This is a genomic window from Streptomyces sp. NPDC005799 (assembly GCF_040630525.1).
GTDB classification, from domain to species: domain Bacteria; phylum Actinomycetota; class Actinomycetes; order Streptomycetales; family Streptomycetaceae; genus Streptomyces; species Streptomyces griseorubiginosus_B.
The window spans coordinates 80314-101959 of sequence record NZ_JBEXXQ010000008.1; the positions used below are offsets into that span (position 1 = coordinate 80314).

The window sequence follows — 21646 nt, forward strand, 5'->3', positions numbered from 1 at the left end:
CTGCCAACCGGTCCCGGCTCCCCACGTGGCACCGGGACCGGTCCCCCGACACCCTCGACACCGGACAGGGGTGACTGGTGCACCATCACGGGTATCTCTGGGCGGGCCCGAAGGAGCGCTTCGACGAGGAGGGGCTACGGCGTCCACCGCATCCCGAGCCGCCCGGCGTCGGCAGCAAGCCGGAGCTCGTTCAGCGCTACCGCGAGGTGGCAGCCGGGTTCACGACCATCGATCTCCCGCCGCTGGAGCCGGCCTATTGGCTCGTCAAGCCGGGTTCGTTGGTGCGCGGTACCTGGGACCATCCCAAGGAAGCCGTCGCCTGGCTCGGGGAACGGTTGGCCGAGTACATGCACCGGTTCGCCTTCGAGGAGCATCGCGATGTCGGACGTGTGGCCGCATCGCTCAACTCCGCTTTCGAGCGGCTCGCTTGGGGTGGCGACGTAGCCCTGGGCTTCTACCTCGAACGGCCGTCGTTTCTGTCCTTGGCTGTGGTGACCTGCTCTCCCAACCGTTCGAGACCCGAACTGGATTGTCCGGTCCCGTAGTCGGATGTGGGCGCCGAGCAACCGAAGAGATCGAAGCGACCGATCGGAGCAGCCGGATGACCAGCACGATCCCCTGGCAGCAGCGACTGTCCACCGTCACGGCAGCCACACAGGACGAGGTGATCGGCTGGTCCCAGTGCACGCGGCAAGGGAAGTCGTACGCTCCCGACATGATCTGGAGCACGCTGCAGACCGGGAGCGCACAAAACGCGGCGACACCCGGTCCTGCGGCGCTGCCGCTGGAGACCATCGGCCATCTTCGAACCGCCCTTCGGTCGGGGCATGGTTTCCCGGGCGATCGGGAGTCCTACGAAGCGGATCTCCAGCGCGCGCTGGAGGCATCCTAGGAGACGGACCTCAACGCTGTCGCCGCAGTGATCGTCGACTACCGGGGCAGAATCCGCCTCTACCAGGACCCCGACTTCGACATCGCTGTCCAGGAAGGCGTCGCCCTCGCAACACGTCTGAAGCAGGAGGCACAGGGCCGGTGAGTGGCGGTTAACCCTGCCTCCCCCACCGCCCCCGATGCACCACCTCCCCCGCCCCCCTCCGCCGCTCCACAACCCGCCCGCTCTGCGCCGGTACATCCTCCGCGCGGTACCTCACTGTAGCGATGCGATTCCCGGGGGCAGAGACATTACGAGAGTGACATGTCACTCTTGGAACGTCCAGATCCGACAGGTGAATTGAAGAACTTGTTAGGGTGAGCCGCATGAGTCTGCGCCACGCCCTCCTCGGGCTCCTCGCCGAGAAGCCGGCCAGCGGGTACGACCTGCTCAAGCGGTTCGAGACCTCGCTGGCGATGGTGTGGCCCGCACAGCAGAGTCAGATCTACGGCGAGCTGGGCAAGCTGAACGACAGCGGCCTGATCGAGGTCACCGGCACGGGCGCGCGCAACCGGCGGGAGTACGGCATCACCGCGGCCGGGCGCGCTGAACTGCGCCAGTGGCTCACCGAACCGGGCCTGGACCTGGCGTTCCGCAGCGCGGCGCTGCTCCGCGTCTTCTTCCTGTGGACCCTCACCCGCGAGGAGGGCACCGCCTTTCTGGAGGAGTTCGCCCGTCACAACCGGGAGCGCCTGACCGCGCTGGAGTCCATCCGCGACAACGTCGACTGGGTCGGCGATCCGGCGCAGATCAGCGGCTGGCTCATCCTCGAGTACGGCATCCGGGGCTCCCGCACCGCCGAGCAGTGGGCCCACTGGGCGACCGAGCGGCTCGCCGAGCACCTGCCGGAGAAGTGAAGCCTCCCGGTCAGCCTTCGGCCGGCTCGTTCCCGTAGCCGTTCAGGCGCCGGAGCAGTCCCAGCAGCTCGGCCCGCTCTCCCTTCCCCAGCCCTTCGAAGCACTCCGCCAGCACCCGGTCCGCCACCTCGTGCCCGGCCGCGAGCACCCGCTCCCCCTCCACCGTCAGGTGATGCTCGATACGGCGGCCGTGGCCGGGGCGGCGGTCGACCAGGCCCTGGGACGCCAGGCGCCCCACCAGGCCCCCGAAGGCCTGCTCGGTCTGGAACGTCGCCGCGGCCAGCTCACGCGCCGAGGCACCCGGCGTACGGCTGACGGCGCGCAATGCGTCCCATTGCGCCAGGGTCGTACCGACCGCCGTCAACGCACTGTCCAGTGAGCGGTGTTGGCGGTACTGGGCCTGCTTGATCGCCCGGCCGAGGAGTTGCAGCTCAGCGTCCATGGGGCAAGCCTACTCCAGAAACTAAGCTTCCTTAATTAAGGATCCTTAGTTACACTCGTCGGCATGACCTCAGACACCATGACTTCAGCGGCCCTGACCTCGGACACCGCGATCCTCACCATCGCCGAGGCGGGCCCGGCCCTCGAAACCGGCGCCCGCCCCGTCCTGATCCTCCACGGCGGCGGAGGCCCCCTGACCGTCGCCCCCATCGCCCGGCACCTGTCCGGGACCGCCCACACCCTCACCCCCGTACACCCGGGCTGGGACGGCACCCCCCGCCCCGCCTGGTGCACCGGCGTCGACGACCTCGCCCTCCTCTACCTGCACCTGCTGGAGGACCGCGGACTGGAGGACGTCCTGGTCGTCGGTTCCTCCCTCGGCGGATGGATCGCCGCCGAGATGGCCGTACGGGACAGCGCGCGCCGTATCACCGGACTGGTACTGATCGACGCGGTCGGTGTGTACGTCGAGGACGAACCGATCGCCGACTACTTCGCCCTCGACCCCCGTGCCGCCGCCGGCCTCTCCTGGCACGACCCGGACCGCTACTACATCGACCCGGCCCAGCTGCCCGCCGACCAACTCGCTACCCGCCAGGCCAACATGGCGACCATGCGCGCCCTCGCCGGCGACCCCTACATGCACGACCCCAAGCTGCTGCGGCGCCTGGCCCGGGTCCGGCAGCCCGCGCTCCTCGTCTGGGGCGAGAGCGACCGGATCGTCACCCCGGCGTACGGCGCCGCCTACGCGGCCGCCTTCGCCGACGCCCGTCTGGAGATCGTCCCCAAGGCCGGCCACCTGCCCCAACTCGAGCAGCCGGAGGCGACGTTCGACCTGATCGACTCCCATCTGCGACGGACGACGACCAGTCGATGACGGCCGACGCCGATGGAGTGGGTCAGGTCAGGCTCATCTCTCTCATACTCCGGGCCAGTTCGGCCCGGCCGAACAACAGGGCGTAGCCCGGCGGAAGTTGACGCAGGACGCGGTCGACCAGGTCGTCTCCGACGAACTTCTGCAGGACCGACAGGACCGAGCTGACGTCCCAGCGGGCCGTGGCCGGGGTGGCGCCCTCGATGCGGGCCGCCACCGAGTCGACGAACTCCTGGGCGGTCAGGGGGCGGGTGGCCGGGATCTGGGCGGCGATCAGCCGGGCCGCCGCTTCGGGCAGGGCGCGGGCGAGGTCGACGCGCTCGTCGCCGACGACGTGGCCGCCGAGGGCCGACAGGACGATCCGGGTGACTCGTTCCGCCTCCGCTCGGGTCGGGTACTGGCCCACATCCCGTACCTTCTCGATCAGTTCGCTCCATCCGGTGTCGGTCCGCGGAGCCTCGATCGTGCTGGGCGCCGTCGTCACGGTCATGGGCGGGCTTCTCCTCCAGTGCGCGCGGGGTCGTGCCGCGTCCCGCAGACGGCCGGCGTGGCACGGACCTGCGGGACGCGGCGGCTGAACCGATTACTTGCCGATTTCCTTGCGGTCCCGGCCGCCCGAGATCTGGATGCGGCGCGGCTTGGCCTGTTCGGCCACGGGGATGCGCAGGGTGAGCACGCCGGCCTCGTACGAGGCGTCGATGCGTTCGGTGTCGAGGGTGTCGCCGAGGAAGAGCTGACGGGTGAAGGAGCCCGTGGGCCGTTCGGCGACGAGCAGCTCGGCGCCCTCGGGGGCGGGGCTGCGGCGCTCGGCGCGGACGTTCAGGACGTTGCGCTCGACGTCCAGCTCGATCGTCTCGGGGTCGACGCCGGGGAGGTCGAAGTGGACGACGAAGTCGTCACCGGACCGGTAGGCGTCCATCGCCATCGCGACGGGGCGGGCGTTGGAACCGAGGACCTGCTGCGCGAGGCGGTCGAATTCGCGGAACGGGTCGGTACGCATGAGCATCACGGGTCACTCCTCTCTCACGGGGCTGAGGTGCGATGCCCTACGGCTTCTTATATAGCTCGAAGGAGGAAACTTGACAAGCCCAGACTCAGGTACGAGGCGACGCCCAGGTGGGAGCTAGCCTCGAGAACCTCGGGGGAGTCAAAGCGGCAGGAGGCAGACATGGCCGGGGTTCCCAGCGCGGTGGTCGCGGCGGGCGGGCTGGTCGGCGGGTACGGGGTGGCCCGCTGGACGAAGAAGCGGCAGCTGGGCGGGGTCGTCCTGGCCGTCGCCGGTGCCGCGGCGGCGCAGCAGTGGCGGCAGCGGGCGGGCGGGAAGGCGGCCGGGGCGCTGACGGCCGCGTATGTCGCCGGGTTCGCGGGATCGCATCCGCTGGCGAAGAAGGTGGGCGCGTGGCCGGCGGTGTTCGGCGTGGCGGGTGCCGTGGCCCTGGCGTCGTGGGCGGTGGCGGACCGGCGGGGGTAGCGGGGCGGGCGGCACGCCTGCCCGCGGACAACGAGGTATCGCGGACCCGCGGGCGCGTACGGCGGGAAGGGGACGGGGTGGGGGGTGTCCGCCCGCAGTGACCGGCGTCAACTCAGGGCACAGCCCCGACGTACGGCACCGCCGGTCCGAGGACGGACACCCCCCCACCCCGGCCCCGACCCACAACCGAACCCGAGGCGCTACGCCCGCCCCCACCGAAGCCGCGGTTGCGCCGCAGGCATGGCAACCACGCCGACCACCTACGCCGTCGCCGTCCCCGGCCGCTCCCGCTCCCGAGGGGACCGCGTCCGCGAGGAGACCGCCGACGCCGCCGCCGTCAGCGGCTTCGCGATGTCCTCCAGCGACCGCCGCTCCGCCCGCACCGCCAGGAACGCCGCCACCAGCCCCGCCGCGCACATCAACGCCGCGCCGATCTGGAACGCCAGCACCGTGTCGCCGACCTTCCCCGTCCCCGTGAGGTCCGCGAACAGCAGCGGCCCGCTGATACCACCGGCCGCCGTACCCAGCGCGTAGAAGAACGCGATCGACATCGCCCGCGTCTCCATCGGGAACACCTCGGACACGGTCAGGTACGCACTCGACGCCCCGGCCGACGCGAAGAACAGCACCACACACCAGCACGCCGTCATCGTCGTCGCGTTCAACGACCCCCGGTCGAACAACCACGCCGTACCGAACAGCAGCAGCCCCGACAGCAGATACGTACCGGAGATCATCACCCGCCGCCCGACGGTGTCGAACAGCTTGCCCAGCAGCAGCGGCCCGCAGAAGTTGCCCACCGCGATGACCGCGAAGTAGTACCCCGTGTCCCCGGTCGGGACGTCGAAGAACGTCGTGAGGATCGCCCCGAACCCGAACGTGATCGCGTTGTACAGGAACGCCTGCCCGATGAACAGCGAGAATCCCAGGATGGACCGCCGCCGGTAGTCGGCGAACAGCGTCCGCGCGATCTCCACGAACGACACACTCCGCCGCTGGTGGATCGTGATCTCACCCTCGGGACGCTCCAGCGCCCGCCCCTTCTCCGCCTCGACCCGTTCCTCGATCGAGGTGACGATCTCCTCGGCCTCCCGGTCCCTGCCATGGATCAGCAGCCACCGCGGACTCTCCGGAACATGGCGTCGTACCAGGAGGATCACCAGAGCCAGCACGGCACCCAGCGCGAACGTCAGCCGCCACCCCACATCCTTCGGCAGGAAGTCCGTGTTCAGCGCGACGATCGACAGCAGCGACCCACCGACCGCGCCCAGCCAGAAGCTGCCGTTGATGATCAGGTCCACCCGCCCGCGGAACTTCGCCGGGATCAGCTCGTCGATCGCGGAGTTGATCGCCGCGTACTCACCGCCGATACCGAATCCGGTCAGGAATCGGAACGTGAAGAACCACCAGCTGGAGAACGACACCGCGGTCAGCGCGGTCGCCGCGAGGTACACCGCCAGGGTGATCATGAAGAGCTTCTTACGGCCCCATTTGTCCGTCAGCCGCCCCCAGAACAGTGCACCGACACACGCACCCGCCACATACAGCGCGGCGGCGACGCCGGTGATCTCACCGGAGGTGATCGGCAGCCCGCTCCCGGACTCCGACAGACGGCTCGCGATGTTGCCGACGACCGTGACCTCCAGGCCGTCGAGGATCCACACGGTCCCGAGACCGATGACGATCGTCCAGTGCCAGCGCGACCAGGGCAGCCGGTCGAGGCGGGCGGGGATGTTGGTGGTCACGGTGCGGCCGGTCTCGGCCTGCGCGGTGGTCATGGGCTCCCTCCTCAGTGCTCCCTCTTCATCGAGAGGAACCCGGATCGGGTGCCCGGGGCCAGCACCTTTACGCCCGCTTCACAGCGTCCCGCTACGCCCCACCACCCGGGACAACGCGAAGATCGACACCCCCCTACGCCCCCACCACCCGGGACAACGTGAAGATCAGCAACCCCGCCAACGACCCCACCACCGTGCCGTTGATCCGGATGAACTGCAGGTCCCGCCCGATGTGCGCCTCGATCTTCCGCGTGGTGTGCTCGGCGTCCCACCCGGCCACCGTGTCCGTGATGAGCGAGGTGATCTCCTTGCGGTAGGTGCTGACGACGTACACCGCCGCCCCTTCCACCCACCCGTCGACCTTCCCCTGCACCTTCGGATCCACGGCCATCCGCGCCCCCAGCGACAGCAGGGACGCCCGCACCCGCAACCGCAGCTCACTGCGCTCGTCCTCGGCCGCGGCGACGATCATCGACCGTACGGCCGTCCACGCGGAGGCGATGAGGTCCTGCACCTCGCCCCGCCCCAGCACCTCCCCCTTCAGCCGCTCGACCCGCGCCCGCGTGTCCGTGTCGGACTGCAGGTCGGAGGCGAAGTCGGACAGGAACCGGTCCAGTGCCCCACGCGCCGGATGCGACGGCATGTCCCGCATCTCGGTGACGAACCGCAGCAGCTCCTTGTAGACCCGCTCGCCGACCTTCTTGTCGACGAACCGCGGAGTCCACCCGGGCGCCCCACCCTGCACGGCGTCCATGATCTCGGTGTCGTGCCAGACGAGCCAGTCGTGGGCCCGCGTGACGACGAGGTCGACGACCCGCCGGTGCCCCCCGTCCGCGACGACCTTCTCCAGCATCTTCCCGATCCCGGGCGCGATCTCCTGCGCGTCGGCCCGCCGCGTGATCGCCTCGCCGACCACCGCCTGGACGTCCGAGTCCCGCAGCACGGTCAGGGCGCCCCGCAGCGCGGCCGACAGTTCCGCGGTCACCCGGTCGGCGTGCTCGGGGTCGGCGAGCCACGCGCCCAGCCGGCTACCTATGCCGACGGCGCGCAACCGCTGGCGTACGACGTCCTCGGAGAGGAAGTTCTCCCCGACGAACTCACCCAGGGACACCCCCAGCTGGTCCTTCTTCGTCGGGATGATCGCGGTGTGCGGGATGGGCAGGCCCAGCGGGTGGCGGAACAGCGCCGTGACCGCGAACCAGTCGGCGAGCGCGCCCACCATGCCGGCCTCGGAGGCGGCGGCGACATACGCGGCCCACGCGCCGGCGCCGGAGTTCTCCGCCCACTTGGCGAGGACGTACACCACGGCCACGAACAGCAGCAGCCCGGTCGCCGTGAGCTTCATCCGGCGCACCCCGCGCTGCCGCTCCTCGTCGGCGGCGGTGAAGGTGTTCATGGCGCGGGCGGCCGTGGCCGGGACGGCCCGACCGCCCGAGGGAACCGACCGAGCACCGTCCGCAGGCTCTATCGACTCCACTGTGCCATCCACCCCTTTTTCACCCGGCTTCGTACGTTCCATCCATCCACCCGTTCGTGATCCCCTGCACACATTGTCCCTTCCTGACCGACTCCCGGAACGGACGGAGAGTTCCCGGCGTCTGTCATCATTGGGATGATCACTTCGGAGCCTCGGGCTCCCATTTGTCTGAGGAGACACGCACCGCATGACCAAGCGTCATGGTTATGCCCTGCTTTCCGCGATCGTCGCTCTGATCGTGGGCCTTTCGGCCGCCATATACGTCGGTGCCGGCGCCGACGACGGAAGCATCGGTACCGCCGCTCTCGGCAAGAACGGCGCCCCGCACAACCCCGCCGCCCCCGCCTCCACCGGCGTCTGGGTCGGCGCCTGGTCCGCCTCGCCGGCGGGCGCCGAGCCCGGCACGGAGACCGAGGGGCTGGCGGGCCGCTCGGTCCGCAACGTCGTCCACGCGAGCGTCGGCGGTACGAGTGCCCGTATCACGCTGTCCAACCTCTACGGCCAGTCGGCGCTGACCATCACGCACGCGTCGATCGCCGTGGCCGTCGCCTCCGACAGCGCGGCGGCGAGCGCGGAGAGCATGCGGCGGCTGACGTTCGGCGGCAACACGACGGTCGTCATCCCGGCCGGTCACCAGGTGCTCAGCGACATGGTGCGGATCCTCGTCCCGCAGGGCGGCGACATCCTGGTCACCACGTACTCGCCCACCGCGTCCGGCCCGGTCACCTACCATCCGCGCGCCCGTCAGATCTCGTACGTCGCGGACGGCGACCTCACCGAGGACACGTCCGGCGCCCCCTACACCGAGCAGACGCCGTACTGGCGCTACCTCACCGCGCTGGACGTGCTCAGCAACGACGCCGACGCCACGCTGGTCGCCTTCGGGGACTCGCTGACCGACGGGGTCACCTCCACACCGGGCGCCAACCACCGCTGGCCGGACGTCCTTTCGCACCGGCTGCGCACGGCGCTGCGGTCCGGCCATGACGTGCCGCGCTACAGCGTGGTCAACGAGGGCATCAGCGGCAACCAGGTCCTCGCGAGCGGGCGCGGCCGTCCCGCCGACAACCAGAGCGGCCTCGACCGGTTCTCCCGGGACGTGCTCTCCCGGACGAACGTCAAGGTCGTCGTGATCGACCTGGGCGTCAACGACATCCTGCGCAACCGCCGGCTCGCCGACCCGGACAAGGTCGTCGCCGGTCTGCGCACCCTGGTCGGCGAGGCGCACGCCCACGGCATCAGGGTCATCGGCGCGACGCTGATGCCCTTCCAGGGCCACCGCGGCTACAGCGCGCCCCGCGAGGAGGTGCGGGAGGAGATCAACGCCGAGATCCGCTCGGGGCGGGTGTACGACACGGTGGTCGACTTCGACAAGGTCCTGCGGGACCCGTACAACCCGCGCAGGCTCCGCTCGGACTACGACTCCGGCGACCATCTGCACCCCAGCGACCGGGGCTACGAGCGGATGGCGGACGCGATCGACCTCACGTCCCTGAAGGGCTCCCCGTCGGCACGGCTGTGAACCGCTCACGGATCATCGCGGCGCCTGCTCACCAGTCGTCGTGACGGCGGCGGTCCTGGCGCTCCCGGTGCCGTTCGCGGCGCTCCTCGTGCCGTTCCCGGCGCTCGTCACGCAGGTCGCGGCGCCACTCGCGGTGCTCCTCCAGCATCCGCCGATGGTCGTCGTACCCCTCGCCCAGGGGCCGCCCCGCCTTGCGCTCCAGCTTCTGCCGACGGCGCTCCTCCTTGAGGCGGCGGCGTTCCTCGCGGGTCAGTTTGCGCTCGACGCCGACGCCGCCCCAGAAGGCGAACCCGGTGATGATCACGCGCGGGGCGCCGGGCTCGGCCGGTACGCCCTCCTCGCGGTGGTCGAACCCGCCCATGATGCCGATGCCGCGTACGACGACCTCGACACCGGGCGGGACGATGACGTTCATCCCGCCCATGATCGCGATGCAGTTGATCTCGACCTCGCGGTCCGCGAAGTTCGCCTCGCGCAGGTCGAGTTCGCCGCCGCCCAGGAGGGCGAAGCAGTTGAACTGCCGGGGCACGGTCCAGCGCCCCTTGCGCTCGAACCCGGACAGCACGGCGACGGCCCATGACGAGGACCCCTCGCCGCCGACGATCCGGCCCGCCCAACTCCCGCTCGGCTCCGGCTCCTTGGTCAGCGACACGGAGGGGGGCGGGGTGACTCCGGCGACCGGCAGGTCGCGGGTGATCGGCGTCAGTTCGCCGTATGTCCGCGCCTTGTACGTGGCCTCCAGCCGCTCCTCGAACTCCTCCATGTCGAGACGCCCCTCGGCGAGGGCGTCCCGCAGGACCTCGGCGACTCGTTCACGGTCGGCGTCGGATGCGCGAAGTTCCGGGACTGCGGCGTCTTCGGTCATGGCAGCAGCCTACGAGTTCCCCCGGCGGGAGGCTACGAGACCGCTTACCCGCCCCGTTCCCCGGAGGGAGACCAGGAGACCGCCTGCCCGGCCGCGCTCCCCCGCCCGGAGACTGCGACACCGCCTACCCGGCCCCGTTCCCCGGCGGGAGGCTACGAGACCGCGCCCGCCCCCGCTCCCCCGGCCGGAAGCTACGACACCGCCTGCCCGCCCCCGCTCCCCCAGCCGGAGACCACGACACCGCCTGCCCGGCCGCGCTCCCCCGCCCGGAGACTGCGACACCGCCTACCCGGCCCCGTTCCCCTGGCCGGAGACTACGACACCGCCTGCCCGGCCGCGCCGGACGCCTCGCCCGCGTACATCCGGGCGATCACCGCCTCGATGTCCGGTTCCCGTACCGACAGGTCGACCAGCGGATACTCCGCCGCGACCCGCGCCACCAGCGCCGCCGCCGACTCGGACGCCGGGAACGCCAGCCACTGCCGGGGCCCCTCCACCCGTACCACCCGCGCGGGCGCCATCTCGATCGGCGGCAGCTCCCGTTCCAGGTCCACCACCAGGGTCCGTTCGCTCTCACCGACCTCGTGCAGGCCGGTGAGCGGGCCGTCGTACATGAGCCGTCCGTGGTCGATGACCATCACGCGCGAGCACAACTGCTCGATGTCCTGCAGATCGTGGGTGGTCAGCAGGACGGTCGTGCCGCGCTCGGCGTTCAACTCCCGCAGGAAACCACGCACCTTGGCCTTGGAGATGACGTCGAGTCCGATGGTCGGCTCGTCGAGGTAGAGCACCTCGGGGTCGTGCAGCAGCGCCGCCGCGATGTCCCCGCGCATGCGCTGGCCCAGGGACAGCTGTCGTACCGGCACGTCCAACAGCTCGTCGAGTTCGAGGAGTTCGACGCAGCGGTCGAGGTTCTCGCGGTAACGGGCTTCGGGGATGCGGTACATGCGGTGCATCAGCCGGTACGAGTCGATCAGGGGCAGGTCCCACCACAGCGTCGTACGCTGCCCGAAGACCACGCCGATGCGGTGGGCGAGGCGGGTGCGCTCACGGGAGGGGTCGATGCCGGCGACCCGCAGCCGGCCACCACTCGGGGTGAGGATGCCGGTCAGCATCTTGATCGTCGTCGACTTCCCGGCACCGTTCGGCCCGATGTACCCGACCATCTCACCGCGCGCCACGGTGAAGGAGATCGAGTCGACGGCACGGACCTCGCGCCGCTCCCGTTTCATGAAACCGGTCTTCTTGCGCACGTCGAAGACCTTCTCGACGCGGTCGAGTTCGATGAAGTGATCGGTGTGATGTTCGCTGACGTGATCGTCCACAGTCCTCAACAGCCCTTACCAGTCGTCAACTTCCCGTACTCCTGTACGACCTGAGTCCCGCCCGCCACGCCAGCCCCGCGAGCCCGCAGCACGCCCCCGCCACCAGCGGTGGCGCGAACGCCACCCAGCTCGGCAGACCCAGTGGGATCGGCCGCCCCAGCACATAGGCGGCCGGGATCCAGGTGACGAAGGCCAGCGGCAGCAGGAAGGTCACCCCCGCGCACCAGCTCCCGTCCGAACACCGTCGGCGGGTACTGCAGCAGCGTCGCGCCGCCGTAGGTGAACGCGTTCTGCACCTCGGAGGCGTCCTGCGCCACGAACTGGAAGGCCGCGCCCGCCACGAACACCGCGCAGAAGATCGCCGCGCCGCTCACCACGGCCACCGGCATCAGCAGCAGCCGCAGCGGCGTCCAGTGGATGTCGACGGCGGCCAGCGCGTACCCGAGGACCAGCGAGCCCTGCGTGATCCGCCCGAGCCTGCGCAGCGCGAAACGGTCCGCGGCGACCTGGGCCAGCACCGGCGCCGGACGCACCAGCAGCGTGTCCAGGGTGCCGTCACGCACCCGCTGTCCGAGCCGCTCCATCGAGCCGATCGCCAGGTCCGCGAGACCGAAGGCGACGCTCGACAGGCCGTACAGGAAGGCCACTTCGGGCAGTGGCCAGCCGCCGAGCGCGTCGATCCGCGAGAACATCAGCAGGATCGCGACGAAGTCGAGCGCGGTCACCGCGAAGTTGGCGAACGTCGTCATCGCGAAGGACGCGCGGTAGGCCATCGTGGAGCGGATCCACATCGCGCCGATCAGCCGGTAGGCCCGCAGCCCCTCCACCAGCCGGCCGCTCCTCGCCACTGCTGCTTCAGCCACCCTGAACGACCACCCTCCGTGTCGCCACCGACTGCACCAGCCGCCCCGCCGCCAGCAGCGCCACCGCCCACGCCCCCTGGAAGGCGAAGGTGCCCCACGGGTCGGCCTGCCCCAGCAGCAGGTCCGCCGGCTTCTGCAGCAGCGACGACCACGGCAGTGCCCGTACGACGTCACCGAGCGCCCCCGGGAACACGTTGAGCGGCAGCATCATGCCCGAGCAGAAGAACCCGGCGAGCATGGTCATGTGGGTCATGCCGGTGCCGTCCATGAACCAGAACGTCAGCAGCGCGATGAGATACCGGATGCCGAAACTGACCACCGTCGCCAGCAGGAGCGACACCACGAAGGCGGCCCAAGTCGCCGGGTCGTCGGGCAGCGCCACCTGGAAGAGCAGCGCGCCGAACACGAACGGGATCACTCCCCGGCCCAGCAGCTGGAACATCGTGCGGCCCAAGTCGGCGGCCAGCCACCACAGTTGCAGATCGGCGGGCCGGTAGAGGTCGATCGCGATGTCGCCCGTGCGAATCCGCTCCATCAACTCGGACTCGACGCCGCTGCCGCCGATCGCGAGCGCGGCGAAGATCGCCTGTCCCAGCCACACATAGGTGACGGCCTGTGCCTGGTCGTACCCCCCTAGGTGTGGCTTCTCGTCCCACAGGGCGAGGTACGTGTACACCAGGATCAGGCCGAAAACGGTGTTGGTGAACACCCCCGCCGCAGTGGCCGCCCGATACGTCGCGTACCTTCTGAATCCGCCCGCCGTGACGGCAACGTACAACCGTCCCGAGCCCACGCCACTGCCCTCCTCAGCCCGCCCGGCACCGAAGCGCAGGAGCCTACTGCCCTGGCAGTGACACACGCCACGCATTTTCCGGACCGGAAGCGTGCCGTGGTCCGGGAACGGAACGCTTGGTGCGAGAGTCTTCAACAGGGGGCGCAGAAGGCGTTCGAGGGCGTACGGGAACGTACGACGCGAAACAGGAGTCCGTGCAACACATGAGCGACGAGCCGCAGCAGCCGAACCAGGCCTCGGCACCGAGTGACCCACCACAGGGCACCGAACGGCCGGGGGCGGCAAGGTCGAACACCCCAGAGCCGACGGATCCGCCGGGGAGTGCGGTGACCTCCGGCGCGGTTGATGACGCTGCGGCTGGTGGGGTGACCGAGGGTTCCGCGGCTGACGGGACCAGCGAAGGTTCTGCGGCTGACGGGACCAGCGAAGGTTCTGCGGCTGACAGGACCACCGAGGCTTCCCCGGCTGGGAGTTCGGTGGCTGGGGTGGCTGAGGGTTCCCCCGCCACCGGTGCTGCCGAGGCGGCGGATCGCGACGGAGACACCGCAGAGCGGGCCGACGCGGTCGAGCGGTCCGAGGCAAGCGAGCAGACCGGGGCGGACACGCCTCCGCAGGCCAGTACGCCCACCCGGCCCCAGACGCCGGACGCGTCAGCCCGGCCGAAGGTGGTCGACTCCCCCACCCAGCGCCTGGCACCCGTGCCCGCCGAAGACGTTGATCGCCCCGAAGACGCTGTTCGCCCCGGAGCGGCGGGACGGCCCGGGGCTGCCGCGGGCGCCGCGTCCGGTACGCCCGGCGACGCCACCTCGCCTCAGGCACCTGGCACCCCTGCCCAGTCCCCGGCGTCCGGCGCCTCCCCCCGTCGCCCGGTGACCGACTCCCCCACCCAGCGTCTGGCGCCGGTGAAGCCCGCCTCGACGGGGTCGGCGCCTCCTGGTGGGCGGGTCACCGCGTCTCCGCAGGCCGCCGCGTCCGCCGCCGCTGCCGCCGCCGCGTCCGCCGCTGTCGCGGGCGGTGCGGCTGGCGCCGCCGGGGCTGCGGGTGGCGGGGTCGGTGGTGACGCGGCCGCTGTCACACCCGGCGCTGCCGGTGCCGCTGTCGGTGCCGCTGTCGGTGCCGGTGCCGGTGGCGGGAAGAAGGGGAAGCGGCCCAAGCGGACCGGGTGGCGGCGGATCATTCCGACGTGGCGGATGGTGCTCGGCACCTTCGTCATCGGCGTGCTGCTGGTGGTCGGGCTGTTCTTCCTCGGGTACTCGCTCGTGAAGATCCCGAACGCCAACGCCCTCGCGATGAAGCAGGCCAACGTCTACCTCTACGCCGACGGCTCCCAGATCGCCCGGGACGGCGACATCAACCGGGAGAACGTGACCCTCGCCCAGGTCTCCAAGGACGCCCAGCACGCCGTTCTGGCCGCCGAGGACCGCGACTTCTACACCGAGTCCGCCGTCGACCCCAAGGCGATGCTGCGCGCCGGCTGGAACACCGCGACCGGCAAGGGCAAGCAGTCCGGTTCGACGATCACCCAGCAGTACGTGAAGAACTACTACCTGGCGCAGGAGCAGACCGTCACCCGCAAGGTGAAGGAGTTCTTCATCTCCATCAAGCTGGACCGCGAGAAGTCCAAGGACCAGATCCTCGAGGGCTACCTCAACACCAGCTACTTCGGCCGCAACGCCTACGGCATCCAGGCCGCCGCCCAGGCCTACTACGGCGTGGACTCCACCGACCTCGACCCGGCCCGCGCCGCCTACCTCGCCGCGCTCGTCAACGCGCCCAGCGAGTACGACGTCGTGGCGCACCCGGAGAACAAGGCGGCGGCCGTGGCCCGCTGGAACTACGTCCTGGACGGCATGGTCAAGATGGGCTGGCTGTCCGAGGCGAAGCGGGCGACCCTGCAGTTCCCGATGCCGAAGGAGCAGACCCTCTCCACCGGCATGTCCGGCCAGCGCGGCTACATCGTCAAGGCCGTGGAGAGCTACCTCGCCAAGAACAAGATCGTCAGCTCGGACGAGCTCGCGGCCGGCGGCTACCGCATCACCACCACGCTCGACAAGAACAAGCAGAACGCCTTCGTCAAGGCCGTCAACAACCAGGTGATCGACCACCTCGACAAGAAGAACCGCAAGGTCGACAACTACGTCCGCGCCGGCGGAGCCTCCGTCGACCCGAAGACCGGCAAGGTCGTCGCGATGTACGGCGGCATCGACTACGTCAAGCAGTACACGAACGGCGCGACCCGCGGCGACTTCCAGGTCGGCTCCAGCTTCAAGCCGATCGTGTTCGCCTCGGCCGTCCAGAACCACTCCGAGACCCAGGACGGCCAGGTCATCACCCCCAACACCTACTACGACGGCACCAACAAGCGCCCCGTACAGGGCTGGGCCGGCGGAGGCTACGCGCCCGCGAACGAGGACGACGTCTCCTACGGCAACATCACCGTGCGCACCGCCACCGACAAGTCCGTCAACGCGGTGTACGCGCAGATGGCCGTGGACGTCGGCCCGTCGAAGGTGAAGCAGACGGCCATCGACCTGGGAATCCCCGCCAACACGCCCGACCTGACCGCGACCCCGTCCATCGCGCTCGGTGTGAACACCGCCAGCGTCCTCGACATGGCGGAGGCCTACGCGACGCTCGCGAACCACGGCGAGCGGCACACGTACACGATCATCGCGTCGATCACCAGGAACGGCGAGAAGGTGGAGCTGCCGAAGGACAGGACCACCCAGGCCGTCAGCCGGGAGGCCGCCGACACGACGACCTCGATCCTGCAGAGCGTGGTCGAGAACGGCACCGCGACCGCCGCGCAGGGAGCGGGCCGCCCCGCCGCGGGCAAGACCGGTACCGCGGAGGACGACAAGGCCGCCTGGTTCGCCGGCTACACCCCCGACCTGGCGACGGTCGTCTCCGTGATGGGCCAGGACCCGGTGACGGCCCAGCACAAGTCGCTGTACGGCGCGATGGGCCTGCAGCGCGTCAACGGCGGTGGCCCGCCGGCGGAGATCTGGGCGCAGTACACCAAGGCGGCGCTGAAGGGGCGGTCGGCGAGCGACTTCGACCTGCAGCTGATGCCGGGCGCCGACGAGACGCAGGCGCCGCCCCAGTCGGCGGCTCCCGGTACCGGCGGCCAGGACAACGGCGGTACGACCACCACGGGCGGCCAGACCGACCAGGGCCCGACCCAGGGCGGTACGCCGACGACCGGCGGGACGCCCACGACGGGCGGCCCGACGACCACCGGAGGCACCACCGGCGACACCACCAACGGCGGTACGACGACGGGCACGACGAACGGCGGTACGACGACGGGCACGACGAACGGCGGTACGACGACCGGCACCACGGGAGGCGACACCGGCGGCACGAACGGGGGCACCAACGGCGGCACCAACGGAGCGGACACCGGAGGCACGACCACCGGCACGGCGGCGGGCCCCCAGTCCACCAGCCGCAGACAGTGACACACCGCGGGCGGTGAACGTCGAAGGGGCCGGTGACGGTGGTCACCGGCCCCTTCGACGTTCTCGGAACTTTGCTGCGGAGTTGTCAGAGATCTCAGAGATAGAGGCCCGTCGTGTCCTCCGAGCCCTCGAAGCGGTCCGCGGCGACGGCGTGCAGGTCGCGCTCGCGCATGAGCACGTACGCCACGCCCCGTACCTCGACCTCGGCGCGGTCCTCGGGGTCGTACAGCACACGGTCGCCCGGCTCCACCGTCCGCACGTTCTGGCCGACGGCGACGACCTCGGCCCACGCCAGCCGCCGCCCCACCGCCGCGGTGGCGGGGATCAGGATGCCCCCGCCGGACCGCCGCTCGCCCTCACCGGTCTCCTGCTTGACCAGCACCCGGTCGTGCAGCATCCGGATGGGCAGCTTGTCGTGGGTGCTCTGCTCGTTTCTGTTGGCGCTCACGTCCCGAACCTACAGCTCTCCGTCAGCTCTTGCGCCGTCGGGTGCCGAGAGCGAGCAGCCCCACCAGGCCCACGGCGACCAGTGCGACCGGCACGATCCGCTCCAGCCGGGGCGCGCCCTCCTCGTCCACGAACCGGGCCCTGACGTCGGTGACGGCCTTGTTGACGCCGACGTACGCCCGGCCCAGCGTGTGATCGATATTGGACGCGACCTTGGCCTTGGCGTCACCGACGATGGTCTTCGGGTGCACACGCACCCCGATCTCGTCGAGGGTCTCGGCCAGCACTACGCGGCGGGCTTTGATGTCCGCCTCGATCTGCGCCGGGGTTCTGGTGTCCGACGTGTCCGCCACCGTGGGGCCTCCGAAGTCAGCCGATGCCTTGTTGTCGCTTGTTCTGGACAGTCTGTCAGCTCCGCGTGCCGCCGCACTGTCAGGACCCCCGGTTACGCTGTTCCGATGAGCGAGCGACTCCAGCCCGGGGACGTGGCCCCCGACTTCACCCTCCCCGACGCCGACGGCAACGACGTCTCCCTGTCGGCCCACAAGGGCCGCAAGGTCATCGTCTACTTCTACCCGGCGGCCCTCACGCCCGGCTGCACCAAGCAGGCCTGCGACTTCACGGACAACCTCGACGTCCTGGCCGGCGCCGGCTACGACGTCATCGGCATCTCCCCGGACGCCCCGGAGAAGCTGGCGAAGTTCCGCGAGAAGGAGTCCCTGAAGGTCACCCTGGCCGCCGACCCGGACAAGAAGGTCACCGAGTCCTACGGCGCCTACGGCGAGAAGAAGAACTACGGCAAGACCTACATGGGCGTCATCCGCTCCACGGTCATCGTCGACGAGGAGGGCAAGGTCGAACGGGCCCTCTACAACGTCCGAGCCACAGGCCACGTAGCCAAGATCATCAAGGACCTGGACATCTGAGGCCCCCCTTCCCGCCAGGTCAGCGGCTCGCACCGGGACACCCCGGCGCGAGCCGCTTCACGTTTCGGGCGTGACTGTCCGATGAGCTGTTCGTTACTCCGTACGAGCCGCGAACGCGCGGCCGGGACGGAGGGGTGTGATGGGGGCCAGTGCGTACACCAGGGAGCGGCTGGAGGAGGCGGCTCGGGGGGCTCGGACGTTGTCGGAGGCGTTGGTGTGGTTGGGGGTGGATCCGGGGAGTTCGACGCGGCGATACGTGTTGGAGCGGATGCGGAAGCTGGGGGTGGATACGTCGCACTTCGAGCGGGAGGGGGTCAAGTGGACGCGGCAGATCCTGGAGGTGGCAGTCTCGGCGTCGACGAACATGTGTGACGTCCTGCGGCATCTCGGGCTGGAGGTCGTCGGCGGGCACCACACACACATCAGTCGCCGGATCAAGGCGTACGGGATCGACACCTCGCACTTTCAGGTGCCGACCCGACGCGGCAAAGCGTGGCGCCCCCGCACACCCGAGGGGCTACTCGTCGAGCAGCCCCTCGGCCAGGCTCGGCGCATCCCTAGCGATCGGCTCAAGTCGGCGATGACAGCACTGGGGATGCAAGAACGGTGCGCCCAATGCGGGACGGAAGCGGTCTGGCGAGGGCATCCGCTCCCGCTGGAGGTCGATCACATAGACGGCAACTGGCGCGACAACCGCATCGAGAACCTGCGATTCCTGTGCCCCAACTGCCACTCAACAACGGACAGTTACCGGGGGCGCGGCAAAGCGAGGACTTCATGAGCAGCGGCGTGCAGTACACCCGGGAACGGCTGGCAGAAGCCGCCGCCCAGTGTTCGGACATCGATGAGGTCATCGCCTTCTTCGGCACCCGGCCATACGGCCAACTGCGCCGTCACCTTTTCCATCGCTTCGACCACTTCGGAATCGACGTCTCGCACATGCCCCGCCAGAGACAAGCAAGGGGAGTGCCCGCCCGACCAGCCGCCGACGAGCTGCGCCGTGCGGTCGCAGGAGCAACCTCCATCGCCGATACGCTTCGCGCTCTGGGGATGGAGCCCTACAACAGCAGGTTGCGCGCTCAGCTCCGAGGCTGGGTGAACGAGGACGGTCTCGACACCGCCCACTTCCTTGGACAGGCCCATCAACGCGGCGGGCCGGGCACCACACCGCTCAGGCGCGCCGAGGACATCCTTGTCCAGCATGACGGCCAGCGCCGGACCAGGACTCATCTGCTCCGCCGGGCACTGCTGGAGGTGGGCGTACCCGAGGAGTGCGCCGAGTGCGGAACAGGTCCCGAGTGGCTCGGCAAGCCCATGACACTGGAGGTCGATCACATCAACGGGGACTGGAGCGACGACCGGCGGGAGAACCTGCGGTTGCTGTGCCCCAACTGCCACGCGATCACCAACACGTGGTGCCGAGGTGGCCGTAGAGTCGCCTGGGCCCTCGACTACGAAGCCGCCTCGCCGGGTAGCATGAGCGCGCAAGCGGCCGTGGCGGAATTGGCCTACGCGCAACACTTAGGATGTTGTGGGAGAAATCCCTTGAGGGTTCGAGTCCCTCCGGCCGCACACCTTTGATTCGAAGGTCCACCTGAATGCAGGTGGACCTTCATCGCTGTCAGCCCAACAACTCCCGCACCACCGGCACGAGCACCCGAAACGCCTTCCCCCGGTGGCTGATCGCGTTTTTCTCCTCCGCGGTCAGCTCCGCGCACGTCCGAGACTCCCCCTCCGGCTGGAGGATCGGGTCGTAGCCGAAGCCGTTCGTGCCGGTCGGGGTGTGCCGCAGCACGCCCCGCAGTTGGCCCTCGACCACCCGGTCCGTGCCGTCCGGCAGGGCGAGGGCTGCCGCGCAGGCGAAGTGGGCGGCGCGGTGGGTGTCGTCGATGTCGGAGAGCTGGGCCAGGAGGAGGTCCAGGTTGGCCTTGTCGTCGCCGTGCCGGCCGGACCAGCGGGCCGAGAAGATGCCGGGGGCGCCGCCCAGGACGTCGACGCAGAGGCCGGAGTCGTCGGCGACGGCGGGCAGGCCGGTGGCGCGGGCGAGGGCGTGGGCCTTGAGGAGGGCGTTCTCGGCGAAGGTCACGCCGGTCTCCTTGACGTCGGGGACGTCGGGGTAGGCGTCCGTGCCGACCAGTTCGTGGGGCAGGCCTGCGTCGGCGAGGATCGCCCGCAGTTCGGTGATCTTTCCGGCGTTGCGGGTGGCGAGGATCAAGCGCGTCATGCCGTTCAGTATCCCGGTCCCCGGTCGCCGCCCGTCACGACGTACAGACCTTGGTGAGTTCGCCTGCCGCGTCGGTCACGGGGGTGACGTCGGGTGTGTTGTCGCCGTTCTTCACGGCCGTACGGACGTTGTCCACGGCCTTGCCGAGGTCGTCGACCGCCTTGTTGACGTCGACGTTGTCGGTCCTGTCGCCGATCTTGTCGAGGTTCTTGTCGATGGAGGCGAGGGACTGGTCGAGCCGGGTGGGGTCGCTGCCCGCGTTCTCGACGGCCTGCTGGAGTGCGGTGACGCTGTCGGCGATGGTGTCGGCGGTCTGCACGCAGTCGATGGCCTTGTCGACGGCGTCGCAGCCGGTGGCGAGTCCCGTCGTCAGGCCGAGGGCGGCCAGGGCCGCGAGGGTGGTGACGGTACGGCGACTGCGGCGGCCTCGGCTCGCGGCCATGACGGTGTGTCCTCCCTGTCCCAGGCCCCGGTGAGGCCCCCGTGGTCGGGCGCACGGTGGTGTGCCGTGCGCCCGCACTTGTAGGGACGCCGGTACGGGCGGCGCGGGTTGCCCCGGCCGCCCGCTCTTCTTGGTGCGCCCTTTACTTTTCGAGGACGGTATCAAGCGCCTTGTGCTGGAGGACGGCGAGTTCCGCGCAGCCGGTGACGGCCAGGTCGAGGAGGGTGTTGAGCTCCTCGCGGGCGAAGGGCTCGGCCTCGGCGGTGCCCTGGACCTCGACGAAGCGGCCGTCGCCGGTGCAGACGACGTTCATGTCGGTGTCGGCCCGTACGTCCTCCTCGTAGCGGAGGTCGAGGAGCGGGACGCCGCCGACGATGCCGACAGAGACCGCGGAGACGCTTCCGGTGAGGGGCTGGCGGCCGGGCTTGATCAGTTTCCTGCCCTGTGCCCAGGCGACGGCGTCGGCGAGGGCGACGTAGGCGCCGGTGATGGCGGCGGTGCGGGTGCCGCCATCGGCCTGGAGGACGTCGCAGTCGAGGACGACGGTGTTCTCGCCGAGTGCCTTGTAGTCGATGACGGCGCGCAGGGAGCGGCCGATGAGACGGGAGATCTCGTGGGTACGGCCGCCGATCTTGCCGCGGACGGACTCGCGGTCGCCGCGGGTGTTGGTGGCGCGGGGCAGCATGGAGTACTCGGCGGTGACCCAGCCCTCGCCGCTGCCCTTGCGCCAGCGCGGGACGCCTTCGGTGAAGGAGGCGGTGCACAGCACCTTGGTGTCACCGAAGGAGACGAGGACGGAGCCCTCGGCGTGCTTGCTCCAGCCGCGTTCGATGGTGATCGGGCGGAGTTGTTCGGGGGTGCGGCCGTCGATTCGAGACATGCCGCTGAGCCTATCCGCCCATGCGGAAGGGGCTCCTCCCGCGTCGGGAGGAACCCGTGGATGTCCGGC

At 70.1% G+C, this 21646-nt stretch carries 22 protein-coding genes, 1 tRNA gene and 2 pseudogenes; 11 read left to right on the plus strand and 14 right to left on the minus strand.

The features are described 5' to 3' along the window. Nucleotides 1–77 precede the first annotated feature (77 nt). The 3 genes from ABZ453_RS10230 (at nt 78) to ABZ453_RS10240 (ending at nt 1788) form a co-directional block, all read left to right on the plus strand. Complete coding sequence (locus ABZ453_RS10230) at nt 78–545, plus strand: hypothetical protein (RefSeq protein WP_359013546.1); 468 nt, start codon at nt 78–80, stop codon at nt 543–545. A 56-nt stretch (nt 546–601) separates the two neighbouring features. Continuing rightward, the gene (locus tag ABZ453_RS10235; RefSeq protein WP_359013548.1) at nt 602–892 is read left to right on the plus strand and encodes a hypothetical protein; all 291 of its coding nucleotides are present in this window, start codon (nt 602–604) and stop codon (nt 890–892) included. 365 nt (nt 893–1257) lie between these two features. Continuing rightward, complete coding sequence (locus ABZ453_RS10240) at nt 1258–1788, plus strand: PadR family transcriptional regulator (RefSeq protein WP_359013550.1); 531 nt, start codon at nt 1258–1260, stop codon at nt 1786–1788. 10 nt (nt 1789–1798) lie between these two features. On the opposite strand, the gene ABZ453_RS10245 is transcribed toward ABZ453_RS10240, so the two are convergent. Continuing rightward, the gene (locus ABZ453_RS10245) at nt 1799–2230 is read right to left on the minus strand and encodes a MarR family winged helix-turn-helix transcriptional regulator (protein ID WP_359013552.1); all 432 of its coding nucleotides are present in this window, start codon (nt 2228–2230) and stop codon (nt 1799–1801) included. A 63-nt stretch (nt 2231–2293) separates the two neighbouring features. On the opposite strand from ABZ453_RS10245, the gene ABZ453_RS10250 reads away from it, so the two are divergent. Continuing rightward, the gene (locus ABZ453_RS10250; RefSeq protein WP_359013554.1) at nt 2294–3106 is read left to right on the plus strand and encodes an alpha/beta hydrolase; all 813 of its coding nucleotides are present in this window, start codon (nt 2294–2296) and stop codon (nt 3104–3106) included. A gap of 22 nt (nt 3107–3128) precedes the next feature. Here ABZ453_RS10250 and ABZ453_RS10255 read toward each other — a convergent pair whose 3' ends face one another. Beyond that, the gene (locus ABZ453_RS10255) at nt 3129–3593 is read right to left on the minus strand and encodes a DUF2267 domain-containing protein (protein ID WP_359013556.1); all 465 of its coding nucleotides are present in this window, start codon (nt 3591–3593) and stop codon (nt 3129–3131) included. Between the two features lie 93 nt (nt 3594–3686). After that, entirely contained in the window at nt 3687–4109 is a 423-nt protein-coding gene (locus ABZ453_RS10260) for an Hsp20/alpha crystallin family protein (RefSeq protein WP_359013754.1), read from the minus strand. Nucleotides 4110–4271: 162 nt separating this feature from the next. On the opposite strand from ABZ453_RS10260, the gene ABZ453_RS10265 reads away from it, so the two are divergent. Continuing rightward, nucleotides 4272–4574, plus strand: coding sequence for a hypothetical protein (locus ABZ453_RS10265; RefSeq protein ID WP_359013558.1), 303 nt, complete (start codon nt 4272–4274; stop codon nt 4572–4574). A gap of 260 nt (nt 4575–4834) precedes the next feature. Here ABZ453_RS10265 and ABZ453_RS10270 read toward each other — a convergent pair whose 3' ends face one another. Next, entirely contained in the window at nt 4835–6352 is a 1518-nt protein-coding gene (locus ABZ453_RS10270) for an MFS transporter (RefSeq protein ID WP_359013560.1), read from the minus strand. Nucleotides 6353–6485: 133 nt separating this feature from the next. Continuing rightward, a complete protein-coding gene (locus ABZ453_RS10275; RefSeq protein ID WP_359013562.1) occupies nt 6486–7748 on the minus strand; it encodes a DUF445 domain-containing protein in 1263 nt (420 codons plus the stop codon). Between the two features lie 268 nt (nt 7749–8016). Between ABZ453_RS10275 and ABZ453_RS10280 the strand changes: the two genes are divergently transcribed. Next, nucleotides 8017–9351 (plus strand): SGNH/GDSL hydrolase family protein, encoded by a 1335-nt coding sequence (locus tag ABZ453_RS10280; protein ID WP_359013564.1) that lies wholly within the window; start codon nt 8017–8019, stop codon nt 9349–9351. Nucleotides 9352–9379: 28 nt separating this feature from the next. Here the strand turns inward: ABZ453_RS10280 and ABZ453_RS10285 are convergent, their stop codons facing one another. The 4 genes and pseudogenes from ABZ453_RS10285 to ABZ453_RS10300 all read right to left on the minus strand — a co-directional run bounded on the left by ABZ453_RS10285 (nt 9380) and on the right by ABZ453_RS10300 (nt 13197). Then, the gene (locus ABZ453_RS10285) at nt 9380–10216 is read right to left on the minus strand and encodes a DUF1707 domain-containing protein (protein ID WP_359013566.1); all 837 of its coding nucleotides are present in this window, start codon (nt 10214–10216) and stop codon (nt 9380–9382) included. 314 nt (nt 10217–10530) lie between these two features. Beyond that, the gene (locus ABZ453_RS10290; protein WP_359013568.1) at nt 10531–11541 is read right to left on the minus strand and encodes an ATP-binding cassette domain-containing protein; all 1011 of its coding nucleotides are present in this window, start codon (nt 11539–11541) and stop codon (nt 10531–10533) included. A 25-nt stretch (nt 11542–11566) separates the two neighbouring features. Further along, a pseudogene (locus tag ABZ453_RS10295) lies at nt 11567–12332 on the minus strand (ABC transporter permease). A gap of 64 nt (nt 12333–12396) precedes the next feature. Further along, nucleotides 12397–13197: an ABC-2 family transporter protein gene (locus tag ABZ453_RS10300; RefSeq protein WP_359013570.1), complete on the minus strand. Its 801-nt coding sequence runs from the start codon at nt 13195–13197 to the stop codon at nt 12397–12399. 1190 nt (nt 13198–14387) lie between these two features. Here ABZ453_RS10300 and ABZ453_RS10305 point away from each other — a divergent pair. Beyond that, nucleotides 14388–16658, plus strand: coding sequence for a transglycosylase domain-containing protein (locus ABZ453_RS10305; RefSeq protein ID WP_359013756.1), 2271 nt, complete (start codon nt 14388–14390; stop codon nt 16656–16658). 94 nt (nt 16659–16752) lie between these two features. On the opposite strand, the gene ABZ453_RS10310 is transcribed toward ABZ453_RS10305, so the two are convergent. Then, complete coding sequence (locus ABZ453_RS10310; RefSeq protein WP_133046337.1) at nt 16753–17106, minus strand: co-chaperone GroES; 354 nt, start codon at nt 17104–17106, stop codon at nt 16753–16755. Nucleotides 17107–17128: 22 nt separating this feature from the next. Then, complete coding sequence (locus ABZ453_RS10315) at nt 17129–17458, minus strand: DUF3618 domain-containing protein (protein WP_359013572.1); 330 nt, start codon at nt 17456–17458, stop codon at nt 17129–17131. A gap of 105 nt (nt 17459–17563) precedes the next feature. Here ABZ453_RS10315 and bcp point away from each other — a divergent pair, with 105 nt between their 5' ends. From bcp to ABZ453_RS10335, 4 genes and pseudogenes are all read left to right on the plus strand, one after another. Next, nucleotides 17564–18031, plus strand: a complete 468-nt coding sequence (gene bcp, locus ABZ453_RS10320) for a thioredoxin-dependent thiol peroxidase (protein WP_359013574.1) — start codon at nt 17564–17566, stop codon at nt 18029–18031. Nucleotides 18032–18170: 139 nt separating this feature from the next. After that, nucleotides 18171–18812: an HNH endonuclease signature motif containing protein gene (locus tag ABZ453_RS10325; RefSeq protein ID WP_359013576.1), complete on the plus strand. Its 642-nt coding sequence runs from the start codon at nt 18171–18173 to the stop codon at nt 18810–18812. Beyond that, nucleotides 18809–19462: pseudogene (locus ABZ453_RS10330) on the plus strand (HNH endonuclease signature motif containing protein); the annotation flags it as partial. The gene ABZ453_RS10325 and the pseudogene ABZ453_RS10330, both read left to right, overlap by 4 nt. Before the next feature lie 57 nt (nt 19463–19519). Then, nucleotides 19520–19603, plus strand: a tRNA-Leu gene (locus tag ABZ453_RS10335). A gap of 49 nt (nt 19604–19652) precedes the next feature. On the opposite strand, the gene rdgB is transcribed toward ABZ453_RS10335, so the two are convergent. The 3 genes from rdgB to rph all read right to left on the minus strand — a co-directional run bounded on the left by rdgB (nt 19653) and on the right by rph (nt 21577). Next, nucleotides 19653–20255, minus strand: a complete 603-nt coding sequence (gene rdgB / locus ABZ453_RS10340; protein ID WP_359013578.1) for an RdgB/HAM1 family non-canonical purine NTP pyrophosphatase — start codon at nt 20253–20255, stop codon at nt 19653–19655. Between the two features lie 34 nt (nt 20256–20289). After that, a complete protein-coding gene (locus ABZ453_RS10345) occupies nt 20290–20697 on the minus strand; it encodes a hypothetical protein (protein WP_359013580.1) in 408 nt (135 codons plus the stop codon). Nucleotides 20698–20839: 142 nt separating this feature from the next. Next, entirely contained in the window at nt 20840–21577 is a 738-nt protein-coding gene (gene rph / locus ABZ453_RS10350; RefSeq protein ID WP_359013582.1) for a ribonuclease PH, read from the minus strand. Between the last annotated feature and the right edge of the window lie 69 nt (nt 21578–21646).